Below are 12,826 nucleotides of genomic sequence, written 5' to 3' on the forward strand. Positions count from 1 at the left end.
TAGCCAAATAAAAAACTGGTTCTTGAAGATCATGAATTTAATAGATTTCGCAACATCACCTTTATCTTTGCTTCCTCCACTTGTGGCTTTAAGTCTTGCTATTGTTACCCGTCGTGTATTGGTTTCTTTGGGGGTTGGTATCGCTATGGGGGCTATTTTACTTGCTGACTATTCAGTAGGGAACGCAGCTAGCTACGTGTTTACCAAAGCTTCAGGAGTTTTCATAGAAGATGGTGGTATTAATACATGGAACATGAGTATTATTGCATTCCTAATTATTCTTGGAATGACAACTGCACTGTTAACACTGTCTGGCGGTACTCGTGCATTCGCCGAGTGGGCTCAATCCCGTGTTAAGAGCAAACGTGGTTCAAAACTACTTGCTGCTTTCCTAGGTGTATTCATCTTTGTTGATGATTACTTCAATAGCTTAGCGGTAGGTGCTATCTCTCGCCCTGTCACAGACCGTTTCTACGTATCGCGCGCTAAGCTTGCTTATATTCTTGATTCTACTGCGGCTCCAATGTGTGTGATCATGCCAGCTTCTAGCTGGGGTGCGTACATCATTACTATTATTGGTGGCATCTTAGTAACACACGGTGTGACAGAGTATTCTGCGCTGGGTGCTTACGTTCGTCTTATTCCAATGAACTTCTATGCGGTATTTGCACTTCTTATGGTGTTTGCCGTTGCATGGTTCGGCTTAGACGTAGGTAAAATGCGTGAACATGAAATTGAAGCATCTCAAGGCCGCGGTTTTGACGGAGACAACGATCAAAAGCAAGCTCACGATCTAAACGAAGAGCTAGATATTAAAGAAAGCGATAATGGTTCTGTATCTGATCTAGTGATGCCAATCGTATCGTTAATTGTAGCGACCGTTGCCGCAATGCTGTACACAGGCGGCCAATCGCTGGCTGCTGATGGCCAAGCATTCAACCTTCTAGGTGCATTCGAAAACACTGATGTAGGTAAGTCTCTTGTTTATGGTGGTATTATTGGCCTGTTGTTTGCGTTAGCAACCGTGTTCAAGCAGAAGCTATCGATGTCTGACATTGCAAGAACGATGTGGATTGGTGCAAGCTCAATGTTTGGCGCTATCTTGATTCTTGTGTTTGCATGGACAATCGGTTCTGTAATCGGCGACATGAAAACAGGTTCGTACTTATCATCTCTAGCGACGGGCAACATCGACTACCACTGGCTACCTGTTATCCTGTTTCTTCTTGCTGGCCTGATGGCATTCTCAACAGGTACCTCTTGGGGTACGTTCGGTATCATGTTACCTATCGCGGGTGATATGTCTGCAGCATCTGATATCGCGCTAATTCTGCCGATGCTCAGTGCGGTTCTGGCTGGTTCTGTATTTGGTGACCATTGTTCTCCAATCTCAGATACAACGATTCTTTCTTCGACAGGGGCTCGTTGTAACCATATTGATCACGTTGCAACTCAGCTTCCTTACGCATTGTCTGTGGCATTCGTGTCGTGTATCGGTTTCATTACCCTAGGTATGACTGCATCGATTGCTATTGCATTTAGCTCTGCATCTCTAGCATTTGTTTCTGTATGTTTTGTATTAGCTTATTTCTCTCGTAGTAAAATGGCGAAGTGCAAAAGCTAATCTGCACTTGATTTAATAATGAAAAGGGAGACTGTCGTTTCCCTTTTTTGTGCCTGCTGAATGAATTTGAAATTTAGTGAAAAAAGTTAAAATTAATAGTTGAAAAAGGATGTCAGCTTAGTTAGTGTGGATACAAGTCAGCAAACAACCTAAGAGCCGATTAAGTATGCGTAAATTAGTAATGAACATTCATCACCATCATCACCCTATCTAGTCTTTCGGGGAGATTTACGTATACCCGGGAGCAAGAATTCTCCCGGAGGTTAAGTCAGAAAATTTAGATTTAAACCCTCGGGACGACAAAGTCTTCCGAGGGTTTTTTAGTTTTAGCGCTTTTAAATAATCAATAAATTCAAATATTTGCACAGGGATACAGCAATGCAGACACAACGCCTAAGAATCGCAATACAAAAGAAAGGTCGCTTAAGTAAAGAGTGCCAAGAGCTACTAAAAAAATGTGGTGTTAAATTTAACATCATGGGTGAGCGCTTAGTGGTTCACTCACTAAATATGCCAATCGACTTGTTGCTTGTTCGTGATGACGACATACCAGGTCTTATCATGGACGGTGTGGTTGATTTAGGCTTCATTGGTGAAAACGAACTAGAAGAAGTTCGTCTAGACCGTGTTGCTCTAAAAGAGCCATCAGAGTTTCGCACACTACGTCGTTTAGATTTCGGTGATTGCCGTCTTTCTATCGCTATCAATAAAGACGAAGAATACAACGGCCCACAAGATCTCGCGGGCAAGCGTATTGCGACCACTTACCCACACCTGCTTAAAGCCTACATGGACGATCAGGGTGTTGAATTCAGCACTTGTATGCTAACAGGCTCGGTTGAAGTTGCTCCTCGCGCAGGTTTAGCTGACGCTATCGCCGATTTAGTTTCTACTGGCGCAACGCTAGAAGCGAATGGCCTAAAAGAAGCAGAGGCTATCTTCCAATCTAAAGCAACACTGATTCAACGTGTTGGTGATTTCGACGCAGACAAAACCGCATTGATTGAAAAACTACTGACTCGTATGCAGGGTGTTCAGCAAGCGAAAGAGTCGAAGTACATCATGCTTCACGCACCAACGTCTCAACTAGAGCAAATTAAAGCGCTATTGCCTGGGGCTGAAGATCCTACTGTTCTTCCTCTATCTACAGACAAAGACAAAGTTGCCGTTCACCTAGTCAGTACTGAGAACTTGTTCTGGGAAACTATGGAACAGCTTAAAGAGTTGGGTGCAAGCTCGATTCTAGTATTACCAATCGAAAAAATGATGGGGTAGTGATGATGAGAACCGTTGTTTGGCAATCTTTAAGTGAATCACAGCAAGACTCGGTATTAGAGCGTCCAGCTATTACTGAAGGTGCAAACATCACAGCGACTGTTTCTGATGTTATTGCAAAAGTACGAAATGAAGGTGATGCCGCGCTTAGAGAGCTGACTGCAAAGTTTGATGGTGTGACTCCAGAATCGATTCGAGTTAGCTCGGGTGAGATCGAAGAGGCGTGTGCTCGTCTAACACCAGAAATGAAGCAAGCGCTAGAACAAGCTTATAGCAATATTGCGAAGTTCCACGAAGCTCAAAAGCCACAGCCTATTAAGGTTGAGACACAGCCTGGTGTTGTATGTGAGCAGGTGACGCGTGCAATTAATACTGTTGGCCTTTATATTCCAGGTGGCAGTGCACCACTTCCTTCAACGGTTCTTATGCTAGGTGTACCCGCTCAAATTGCAGGTTGCCGCAAAGTTGTACTTTGTTCGCCTCCGCCAATCGCTGATGAAATATTGTACGTTGCTAAGCTTTGTAAAATCGACGAAGTTTACAATGTCGGTGGTGGTCAAGCCGTTGCTGCAATGGCTTACGGTACTGAGAGTGTTGCTAAAGTTGATAAGATTTTCGGCCCAGGTAATGCCTACGTAACGGAAGCGAAGCGTCAAGTGAGTAATGATTTTCGTGGTGCGGCGATTGATATGCCTGCCGGTCCATCAGAAGTGTTAGTGATTGCCGATGAAACCGCTGATGCAGACTTTATTGCTGCGGATCTATTGAGCCAAGCGGAACATGGTCCTGATTCTCAGGTTGTCCTGGTAACACCATCTCCAGTGGTTGCAGACCAAGTAACGGATGCGGTGCAGAAACAACTGAAAGAGTTGTCTCGCGCTAATATCGCTCAGCAAGCCTTGGCATCTAGCTTGATTATCATCTCAGAATCAATCACTCAAGCTATCGCAATTTCGAACTTCTACGGGCCTGAGCACTTGATTGTTCAGACCAAGAACCCACGTGAATTGCTGCCATTGTTGGATAACGCGGGTTCTATCTTCCTGGGTGACTGGTCTCCGGAATCTGCAGGTGATTATGCATCTGGCACAAACCACGTACTACCGACTTACGGTTACACCAAAACGTATTCGAGCTTAGGTTTAGCGGATTTCTCTAAACGTATGACAGTACAAGAACTAACAGCCGATGGCTTGAAAGGCTTAGCACCAACAGTCGTGACGATGGCTGAAGCCGAAGGTTTGGATGCTCACAAGCGTGCTGTGACTATCCGAGTTGAAAAATTAAATAAAGAGAATTAAGGGCAGGGCATGGAAAAGTTAGCAAGAAAAACAGTTCAGGCTCTTACACCTTACTTGTCTGCAAGACGAATTGGTGGCAGCGGAGATATATGGTTGAATGCCAACGAATCTCCATTTGATAACGAGTACAACATAAACCTATCTCGTCTTAACCGCTACAGCGAATGTCAGCCAAAAGAGTTGATTGATGCTTACGCTCAATATGCAGGTGTAACGCCGGAGCAAACACTGACAACACGTGGTGCTGACGAAGGTATTGAACTTTTGATTCGAGCTTTCTGTGAGCCGAACGAAGATGCGATCCTTTACTGTCCTCCGACTTACGGCATGTACGCAGTGAGTGCGGAAACCATTGGTGTTGAACGTAAAATCGCGCCTTTGACGTCTGAATGGCAATTGGATCTTCCTGCTATTGAAGCGCAACTAGACAACGTAAAAGTCGTGTTTGTTTGCAGTCCAAATAACCCAACCGGCAATTTGGTTAATCGAAAAGACATCATAAAGCTGCTTGAAATGACGCAAGACAAAGCGATTGTTGTAATGGATGAAGCGTATATCGACTTTTGCCCGGAAGCGTCAACCGTCGATTTACTTGAACAATACCCGAACCTTGCGATTCTACGTACTCTTTCTAAAGCTTTCGCATTAGCCGGTTTACGCTGTGGCTTTACTTTAGCAAATCAAGAACTGATCGATGTTCTATTGAAAGTGATTGCGCCATACCCTGTGCCAATCCCTGTTGCTGATATTGCTGTTCAAGCACTTTCGGAACATGGGCTTGCAAGAGCGAAGTACCAAGTTTTGGATCTAAGTGCTAACCGAGCGTATTTGCAAGCGGGTTTATTGAGTATACCTCAAGTGACGGTCTTTGATGGTTGGGGTAACTACTTATTGGTTAAATTCCCGAATGGCGATGAGCTATTCAAAGCGGCTTGGGACACTGGCATTATCTTACGTAACTCGCCAATCGAAGATTGTGTTCGCATTAGTATTGGTAACCGCGAAGAGTGCGAAAAGACACTCGGATTCATTCGTAACTTTTTTCAGTAACGAACGCTTACCAGTAATCACATTGGTCAGTTGTGTTTAATCAACATGACTGGCAAATGAATCAGACATTTGGGCTAGCGGTTGATTTTAGCTAGGCCACCAGATTTAAAATTAAAAGGAAGTTCAAGTGAGTAAACAACAGAAAATACTTTTTATAGACCGTGATGGCACCTTAATTGTTGAGCCGCCAGTCGATTTTCAAGTAGACCGTTTAGACAAACTAAAATTCGAACCGCTCGTGATTCCTAGCTTGTTAGCGTTGCAAGATGCAGGCTACCGCTTAGTGATGGTCACTAACCAAGATGGTCTAGGTACCGATAGCTACCCACAAGAAGATTTCGATGCACCACACAATATGATGATGGAGTTCTTCGAATCTCAAGGCGTTAAGTTTGACGATGTTCTTATTTGCCCTCACTTTGATGAAGACAACTGTTCTTGCCGCAAGCCTAAGTTGGGTATGGTTAAAGAGTACCTACAGGGCGGTAAAGTAGACTTCCAAAAGTCAGCCGTGATTGGTGACCGAGTGACAGATCTTCAACTTGCTGAGAACATGGCAATTCGCGGTATTCAATATGGCCCGGATGCAGAAACGGAAGGCACGCTTAACTGGCCACAAATCGTTAAAGATCTAACGGTTAACGCTCGTGTTGCTGAAGTAGTTCGTACCACTAAAGAAACCGATATCAAGGTGGCAGTAAACCTTGATGAAACTGGTGGCAACAAGATCGATACGGGCATGGGCTTTTTTGATCACATGCTTGATCAAATCGCTACCCATGGCGGTTTCCAAATGAACCTAACTGTGAAGGGTGACCTACATATTGATGATCACCACACTGTGGAAGACACCGCACTTGCATTAGGCCAAGCACTTAAAGATGCGTTAGGTGAAAAGCGTGGCATTGGCCGTTTCGGTTTCAGCCTACCAATGGATGAATGTTTGGCTCAGTGTGCGTTAGACCTATCTGGTCGTCCGTACCTAAAATTTGATGCTAAGTTTAGCCGCGAGCAAGTGGGTGATCTTTCAACTGAGATGGTGGTTCACTTCTTCCGTTCTCTAACCGATACACTGGCTTGTACGTTACACCTTTCTTCTAATGGCAATAATGATCACCACATCATTGAGAGCCTATTTAAAGCGTTTGGTCGTACTCTTCGCCAAGCAATTAAAGTTGAAGGTAACGAGTTGCCAAGCAGCAAAGGCGTTCTGTAAGGCTAACGTTAGCAAGGAAAAACAATGAAAGATCAAAAAATTGTCATTATTGATACTGGTTGTGCCAACGTTTCTTCGGTGAAATTTGCCATTGAGCGTTTAGGCTATACAGTTGAAATTTCAAAAGAACCAGAAGTGGTACTTGCCGCCGACAAGCTATTCCTACCCGGAGTCGGAACTGCAAGTGAGGCAATGAAGAACCTACAAGAGCGCGACCTTGTTTCTCTTGTGAAGCAAGTGGAGAAGCCTCTACTAGGTATCTGTTTAGGTATGCAGCTGTTAGGCAAATTATCTCAAGAAAAAGGCCAAAAAGCCGACGAAATAGTTGAATGTTTAGGCTTGTGTGATGGTGAAGTTCGTTTACTTGAAACGGGCGACTTGCCATTACCACACATGGGTTGGAACACCGTCACCGCAGCACCTAATCACCCTCTATTTAAAGACATTGAAGAAGGCGAATACTTCTACTTTGTTCATAGCTTCGCAATGCCTGTGGGCGACTACACAATCGCACAATGTGATTACGGTAATCCGTTCACTGCGGCGGTTCAAAGTGGCAATTATTATGGTGTTCAGTTCCACCCAGAACGATCTTCGAAAGCTGGCTCTAAGCTGATTCAGAACTTCTTGGAATTGTAATAAGGATTAGGCAGCGGCTAACGTTGCCCTATAAGGAATGTAAATGATTATTCCCGCGTTAGATTTAATTGAAGGCCAAGTAGTTCGCTTATTCCAAGGAGACTACGGGCAAGTAACAGAATACAAAGTAGACCCAGTAGAGCAGTTTAATCTGTATCACCAAGCTGGGGCTGGTTGGCTGCACCTTGTTGACTTAACGGGCGCAAAAGACACAACGGCTCGTCAGTTAGACTTGATTGCTAAGCTACTGGCTAGTACGCCTGCGAACATCCAGATTGGTGGTGGCGTGCGTAACGAACAAGATGTCGTTGATCTGCTAGAAGCCGGCGCACAGCGCGTTGTGGTTGGTTCTACAGCAGTTAAGCAACCAGAGTTGGTGAAAGGTTGGATGGAGAAGTACGGCGCGGAAAAAATCGTGCTTGCTCTGGACATCAACATTGACGAAAGCGGCACACGCAAAGTGGCGATTTCAGGTTGGCAAGAAGATTCAGGCGTGACCATTGAAGCGCTAATTGAAGACTACCTCACGGTTGGTCTTAAACACGTTCTGTGTACCGACATTTCACGTGATGGCACGCTAGAAGGATCAAACGTAGAGCTTTACGTTGACCTTTGTAAGCAGTATCCACAAGTGCAATTCCAATCATCGGGCGGTATTGGCAGCCTAGCTGATATCGAAGCGCTTAAAGGCAGCGGCGTTGCGGGTGTGATTGTTGGTCGTGCGCTACTTGATGGCAAGTTTACCGCAGAGGAGGCATTTGCATGTTGGCAAAGCGAATAATCCCTTGTTTGGATGTCCGTGACGGACAAGTGGTGAAGGGCGTTCAGTTCCGTAACCACGAAATCATTGGCGACATCGTTCCGTTAGCACAGCGCTATGCGGAAGAGGGCGCTGATGAACTGGTATTTTATGACATCACCGCATCAAGTGACGGTCGCGTGGTTGATAAGAGCTGGGTAAAACGCGTAGCTGAAGTGATCGATATTCCTTTCTGTGTGGCTGGTGGTATTAAATCAGCGGAAGATGCAGCGCGCATTCTTGAGTTTGGTGCTGATAAAGTATCGATCAACTCTCCTGCACTAGCTAACCCTCAGTTGATCACTGACCTTGCTGATAAGTTCGGCGTGCAGTGCATCGTTGTTGGTATCGACTCATACTTCGACAAAGAGACCGGTAAATATCAGGTTTACCAATTTACTGGCGATGAAGCGCGTACTAAAGCAACCAAGTGGGAAACCAAAGATTGGGTGAAGGAAGTACAAAAGCGTGGCGCAGGTGAGATTGTGTTAAACATGATGAACCAAGATGGTGTTCGTAATGGCTACGATATTGATCAGTTAAACATGGTACGCGAAGTGTGTAATGTACCTTTGATTGCGTCTGGTGGTGCGGGTGCGATGGAACACTTTGCTGAAGCCTACAAGAAGACAAACGTGGATGGGGCGCTAGCGGCTTCGGTATTCCACAAACAAGTCATCAATATTGGTGAACTTAAACAATACTTAAAACAACAAGATGTAGAGGTGCGACTATGAGTTTTGAAACCGCAAGCTTATCAAAAACAACAGTAGGCGCATTGTCAGAGCGTATTAACTGGGAAAAAGTCGATGGCTTAGTGCCAGCCATTGTTCAAGATTACCAATCTAGCCAAGTGTTAATGATGGGATACATGAACCCAGCAGCACTGGAGAAAACCGGTGAAACGGGACACGTTACTTTCTTCTCTCGTACTAAAGAGCGTTTGTGGACCAAAGGCGAAACGTCTGGCAACGTGTTAAAGCTGCAAAATATTGCCTTGGACTGTGACAATGACACCTTGCTGGTCAAGGTTAATCCCATTGGCCCAACGTGTCATACTGGTACAACAACATGTTGGGATGTAGATAAACAAGAAGAATCTCAGATGGTGTGGCTTCATCAGCTTGAGCAGCTACTGGCTGCCCGCAAGGACGCAGACCCTGAGTCTTCTTATACTGCCAGTCTATATGCCCGTGGCACCAAGCGTATTTCGCAAAAAGTGGGTGAAGAAGGCGTTGAAGTCGCGCTTGCGGCGACGTCGGGCGATAAGGCGGAATTAGTGTGTGAATCAGCAGATTTGATTTACCACCTGCTTGTATTGCTACAAGACCAAGGTCTATCTATGGATGACGTTATCAACAAGCTGAAAGAGCGCCATAAGTAAGCTCTCTTTAGAGTCATAGAACTGCCTAGAAGGCAGACAAAAGCCCCGTAGACAGCCATGTTTACGGGGCTTTTTAGCTGGCCTTTCCGAGGAGCCTTAGTGACTTAAAGGATCTCATTCAGTGCTTTGTTACCTTAAACGTTGGTCTTACCCGCAGCACTTTTTATACTTTTTTCCACTGCCACAGATACAAGGGTCATTGCGACCGATCTTAAAGCTCTCCACCGTTTGATTTAAGCGAGGATCTACCTCCGGCTGCGTGGTTTCTTCCTGTTCGGGGAAGGTGCCATCAATGTAGTACCAAAGACCGCCTTCACGAACGAAACGTGATCGCTCTTGCATACAAAATTGTGAATCGCCGTCGTTGAAGTAAGCTTTAAACTCAACGAAACCTTCGTTCTCGTGTGAACCTGCAGCAGTATTGATGACTTCTAAGCCCGCCCAACCACTGTTGATAGATTCGGCAATGCCTTCTCTTTGTGCTTCTGCATTACAGCTAGGGTGGTAGGTAGCAACGACATAATCAACCAAACCCAACACGTGCGCTGAATAACGAGAGCGCATTAGTTGCTCGGGTGTTTCAATATTTTTGTGGTCAAGGTGTGCCGATTCACAGCACTGTTGGTAAGTGTTTTGGCTACCGCATGGGCATAAAGACATAGTCTGGTCCTGTAAAAATGGCCTCTAGTAAGAGGCCATAAATGAATGCGTTGAAGTTTAACAAGAAATGACTACTCACCAAAGTTTAGTTTCTATCGAAGCAGTTGTGAGGCGACTATTTTAATGGAGGTGATAACAGTTCTTGAGCCCAAGTTGTGGCTTCATCATAAGCTTGGCCGAGTTGAGTTTCACTTAAGTTAAGCAGTTTCCGAATACGCGTTGCTTCGTCCCACTCAGCCTGCTCATAAGCGATGACCATTGCCATGATCGCTCCTAACACGCCTTTTCTTTGTATCAAAGCCTGCTTGATCTCTTCATCAATGGGGACTGAGTCCAAAACGTGCTTCAACGGTTGGTCAAATAGTGAATCGAGTAGGGAGAACATACCAGTCAAAAAGGCTTGTCCGGGTTCGACTTTTACATTCATCTTTTCTACCAATAGTTCACACTGACGAGCACGCAGTACTGCTAAACCATAAAGTGAGTCTGGTTTATCTTCTTTCGCTGATGCAATCGCCACAAGTGAGACAAACTTCCGCAGCTTTTGTTCTCCAAGAAAAATAAGCGCTTGTCGGAATGAACGAATCATCGTTGCTGAACCGCCGGCGGAGTTCACGTAGGTGAGTAGCTTATAAGAAAGTGTCACATCCAAGGTTATCAAGCGTTCTACTTCACTAAAATCAATGGGGTCATGAGCTATTTCTTTTAACAACTGAACGATAGTTAAAAAGGCAGGATTTAGAGCTCGAGTTTGAATCATTTCTGGTTTACTAAAGAAATAACCTTGAAAATAGGTAAAGCCTGCTTGATTCGCCTCTTGATACTCATCGTAAGTCTCGACTTTTTCAGCAAGAAACTTGATATTCAACCCTTTTAGCGAGGTCATGAACATCGAAGCTTTCTCAATTGAGATCTGGCGGATATCAAATTTGATAATCGATATGTAGGGTAAGAAACGCTTCCAAGCTTTGCTTGGCACAAAATCATCTAATGCGATGGTGTAGCCCGCATCATAGATAGTCTTGATTGCTTCAAGTAATTCGTCTGTTGGTTCGCAGTCTTCAAGCACCTCTACAACGAGGCTTTCTTTGGGGAACAAAGTAGGAACTAAGTTAATCAAGCTTGCATAAGGAAAGTTAACGAACCCAAGCCTATCACCCAGTGTATTGTAGTGAGTTGACAAGAAGTGATCTGAAAGTAAACGACTAGTAGCGAGCTCCGGTTCTACTTCAGGGAAAGTGTTCTTAGGACCATCCCTGAATAGCAACTCGTAACCTATGGTTTTTTTGTCTGTGTCGAGTATTGGTTGACGTGCTACATATGAATATTTCAACTTGGTACTGTGTTCGGTTTATTTCTGATAGAGAAATGATAGCTAATTCGGTAGAAATTACCATCTACAATCTTAGAAAGTCTGATCGATAATTATAATCAAAGTAAAAGTTTAAGAGTAATGTTGAAAGCTATTGCCAAACTCTCGATTCTGTAGTTCAAAACCTTTTGGAGTGAAGACTAAAACTGAGCCTTGTGTGTACCAATCACCAAGTACTATACGTGTTTTAGTGCAGCTATTGGCATTAAAGGTGTGGATGTCGGGGCGGTGAGTATGTCCGTGTATCATTAAATTTACGTGGTTTTGCTCCATCACACTTTCAACTTCTTGTTGCGTCACATCCATGATGTCTAAAGATTTAGTCTGTTTGTCATCTTTGATATCAGATTGAACTTTAGAGACGATCTTCTTTTTAATAAAAAACGGAATTTTATTGAAGATCCATTGTAACCAAGGTTGATGAACTTTTTCTCTAAAGGCGAGATACTTTACATCTTCGGTACATAAGGTATCACCATGCAACACAACTGCTTTTTGTCCGTAGATATCGATCGTCGATACTTCGTTTAGAAGTTGCACGCCTGTTTGTTTGGCAAATTTTTTGCCGACGAGGAAATCACGGTTACCTTGAGTGAAGTAGCAAGGTACCCCCGTTTTTACTAGGTCAATAAACGCTTGGCGTATGGAAATCGCGAACTCACTTTTGTCGTCGTCACCAATCCAGAACTCGAAAAGGTCACCTAAGACGTAGAGAGCATCTGCTTCTATCGCTTCGTTCTTCATAAATGTTAGGAAGCAGTCGGTAATGTCTTGTCTTGACGGAGTAAGGTGCAGATCTGAAATAAAATATGTTTTCATAGGTCCAAAAAAGGGAGCAATTCGCTCCCTATATCCTGATTTTATCGGCTCATCAATTATTAATATTAGGGCGTGTTGAGCTTTCTCGGTCATATTTCATTGGAGATCAACACGCTCTAACTGAAAGCGATGAATTAAGCTTCGATTGTAGTACCAGTGATGATCACTTCTTCTAGAGGTACATCTTGGTGCATGCCCATAGAGCCAGTGCTCACACCTTTAATCTTGTTTACGATGTCCATGCCTTCAACAACTTCAGCAAATACACAGTAGCCCCAGCCGTCTAAGCTTTCGCTACGGAAGTTAAGGAAAGAGTTGTCGTTCACGTTGATAAAGAACTGAGAGCTCGCTGAATGCGGTTCCATAGTACGAGCCATTGCAAGTGTACCTACTTTGTTAGTTAGGCCATTGTTTGCTTCGTTCTTGATTGTTGCGCGAGTCGCTTTTTCTTTAAGGCCAGAAGTCATACCGCCGCCTTGAATCATGAAACCATCGATAACACGGTGGAATAGTGTGTTGTCGTAGAAACCGTCACGGCAATACTGTAGGAAGTTTGCGCTTGTTTCTGGTGCTTTTTCTTCGTTAAGTTGAACTTTGATGTCACCAAAATTTGTGTGAAGGATGATCATGATTGTTACCTTACTGTCTTTTTAATATGAAGTTCGAATTCTAGCGCATGTTGGCTGA

The 12,826-nt window shown here is 44.2% G+C and carries 13 protein-coding genes and 1 other annotated feature; of the genes, 9 read left to right on the forward strand and 4 right to left on the reverse strand.

The genetic code is table 11. The features are described 5' to 3' along the window. Positions 1 to 31: 31 nt before the first annotated feature. The 9 genes from OCV24_RS05385 (at position 32) to hisIE (ending at position 9,288) form a co-directional block, all read left to right on the forward strand. Positions 32 to 1,624, forward strand: coding sequence for a Na+/H+ antiporter NhaC family protein (locus OCV24_RS05385; RefSeq protein ID WP_146443720.1), 1,593 nt, complete (start codon positions 32 to 34; stop codon positions 1,622 to 1,624). 189 nt (positions 1,625 to 1,813) lie between these two features. Beyond that, positions 1,814 to 1,949, forward strand: a sequence feature (His leader region). A gap of 53 nt (positions 1,950 to 2,002) precedes the next feature. Further along, on the forward strand, positions 2,003 to 2,899 hold the full coding sequence (gene hisG / locus OCV24_RS05390; RefSeq protein ID WP_046223811.1) for an ATP phosphoribosyltransferase: 897 nt from the start codon (positions 2,003 to 2,005) through the stop codon (positions 2,897 to 2,899). Continuing rightward, positions 2,899 to 4,200: a histidinol dehydrogenase gene (gene hisD / locus OCV24_RS05395; RefSeq protein ID WP_046223812.1), complete on the forward strand. Its 1,302-nt coding sequence runs from the start codon at positions 2,899 to 2,901 to the stop codon at positions 4,198 to 4,200. The genes hisG and hisD overlap by 1 nt, the downstream gene beginning before the upstream one ends. 9 nt (positions 4,201 to 4,209) lie before the next feature. After that, positions 4,210 to 5,250, forward strand: coding sequence for a histidinol-phosphate transaminase (gene hisC / locus OCV24_RS05400; protein WP_046223813.1), 1,041 nt, complete (start codon positions 4,210 to 4,212; stop codon positions 5,248 to 5,250). A gap of 127 nt (positions 5,251 to 5,377) precedes the next feature. Continuing rightward, a complete protein-coding gene (hisB, locus tag OCV24_RS05405) occupies positions 5,378 to 6,466 on the forward strand; it encodes a bifunctional histidinol-phosphatase/imidazoleglycerol-phosphate dehydratase HisB (RefSeq protein ID WP_077680609.1) in 1,089 nt (362 codons plus the stop codon). Positions 6,467 to 6,490: 24 nt separating this feature from the next. After that, positions 6,491 to 7,105, forward strand: a complete 615-nt coding sequence (gene hisH / locus OCV24_RS05410) for an imidazole glycerol phosphate synthase subunit HisH (RefSeq protein ID WP_017057069.1) — start codon at positions 6,491 to 6,493, stop codon at positions 7,103 to 7,105. Positions 7,106 to 7,148: 43 nt separating this feature from the next. Next, the gene (gene hisA / locus OCV24_RS05415) at positions 7,149 to 7,886 is read left to right on the forward strand and encodes a 1-(5-phosphoribosyl)-5-[(5-phosphoribosylamino)methylideneamino]imidazole-4-carboxamide isomerase (protein WP_017057070.1); all 738 of its coding nucleotides are present in this window, start codon (positions 7,149 to 7,151) and stop codon (positions 7,884 to 7,886) included. Beyond that, positions 7,868 to 8,641 carry an imidazole glycerol phosphate synthase subunit HisF gene (gene hisF, locus OCV24_RS05420; protein ID WP_017057071.1) on the forward strand — a complete coding sequence of 258 codons (774 nt, stop codon included), beginning with the start codon at positions 7,868 to 7,870 and terminating at the stop codon, positions 8,639 to 8,641. The genes hisA and hisF overlap by 19 nt, the downstream gene beginning before the upstream one ends. After that, a complete protein-coding gene (gene hisIE, locus OCV24_RS05425; RefSeq protein WP_017057072.1) occupies positions 8,638 to 9,288 on the forward strand; it encodes a bifunctional phosphoribosyl-AMP cyclohydrolase/phosphoribosyl-ATP diphosphatase HisIE in 651 nt (216 codons plus the stop codon). The genes hisF and hisIE overlap by 4 nt, the downstream gene beginning before the upstream one ends. Positions 9,289 to 9,435: 147 nt before the next feature. On the opposite strand, the gene OCV24_RS05430 is transcribed toward hisIE, so the two are convergent. The 4 genes from OCV24_RS05430 to OCV24_RS05445 all read right to left on the reverse strand — a co-directional run bounded on the left by OCV24_RS05430 (position 9,436) and on the right by OCV24_RS05445 (position 12,768). Continuing rightward, positions 9,436 to 9,948 (reverse strand): YchJ family protein, encoded by a 513-nt coding sequence (locus OCV24_RS05430; RefSeq protein ID WP_017057073.1) that lies wholly within the window; start codon positions 9,946 to 9,948, stop codon positions 9,436 to 9,438. Positions 9,949 to 10,063: 115 nt separating this feature from the next. Beyond that, the gene (locus tag OCV24_RS05435; protein ID WP_029627081.1) at positions 10,064 to 11,281 is read right to left on the reverse strand and encodes an EAL and HDOD domain-containing protein; all 1,218 of its coding nucleotides are present in this window, start codon (positions 11,279 to 11,281) and stop codon (positions 10,064 to 10,066) included. A gap of 111 nt (positions 11,282 to 11,392) precedes the next feature. Beyond that, on the reverse strand, positions 11,393 to 12,139 hold the full coding sequence (gene lpxH / locus OCV24_RS05440) for a UDP-2,3-diacylglucosamine diphosphatase (protein ID WP_077680607.1): 747 nt from the start codon (positions 12,137 to 12,139) through the stop codon (positions 11,393 to 11,395). 134 nt (positions 12,140 to 12,273) lie between these two features. Next, positions 12,274 to 12,768, reverse strand: a complete 495-nt coding sequence (locus tag OCV24_RS05445) for a peptidylprolyl isomerase (RefSeq protein WP_017057076.1) — start codon at positions 12,766 to 12,768, stop codon at positions 12,274 to 12,276. Between the last annotated feature and the right edge of the window lie 58 nt (positions 12,769 to 12,826).

This window comes from Vibrio kanaloae, assembly GCF_024347535.1.
Taxonomy (GTDB): Bacteria; Pseudomonadota; Gammaproteobacteria; order Enterobacterales; family Vibrionaceae; genus Vibrio; species Vibrio kanaloae.

Bases quoted from the DNA above. Each gene is read 5' to 3' on its own strand.
- OCV24_RS05385 (WP_146443720.1), top strand. From the start codon at position 32: ATGAATTTAATAGATTTCGCAACATCACCTTTATCTTTGCTTCCTCCA.
- hisG (WP_046223811.1), top strand. From the start codon at position 2,003: ATGCAGACACAACGCCTAAGAATCGCAATACAAAAGAAAGGTCGCTTA.
- hisC (WP_046223813.1), top strand. From the start codon at position 4,210: ATGGAAAAGTTAGCAAGAAAAACAGTTCAGGCTCTTACACCTTACTTG.
- hisH (WP_017057069.1), top strand. From the start codon at position 6,491: ATGAAAGATCAAAAAATTGTCATTATTGATACTGGTTGTGCCAACGTT.
- hisA (WP_017057070.1), top strand. From the start codon at position 7,149: ATGATTATTCCCGCGTTAGATTTAATTGAAGGCCAAGTAGTTCGCTTA.
- hisF (WP_017057071.1), top strand. From the start codon at position 7,868: ATGTTGGCAAAGCGAATAATCCCTTGTTTGGATGTCCGTGACGGACAA.
- hisIE (WP_017057072.1), top strand. From the start codon at position 8,638: ATGAGTTTTGAAACCGCAAGCTTATCAAAAACAACAGTAGGCGCATTG.
- OCV24_RS05430 (WP_017057073.1), bottom strand. From the start codon at position 9,948: ATGTCTTTATGCCCATGCGGTAGCCAAAACACTTACCAACAGTGCTGT.
- lpxH (WP_077680607.1), bottom strand. From the start codon at position 12,139: ATGAAAACATATTTTATTTCAGATCTGCACCTTACTCCGTCAAGACAA.
- OCV24_RS05445 (WP_017057076.1), bottom strand. From the start codon at position 12,768: ATGATCATCCTTCACACAAATTTTGGTGACATCAAAGTTCAACTTAAC.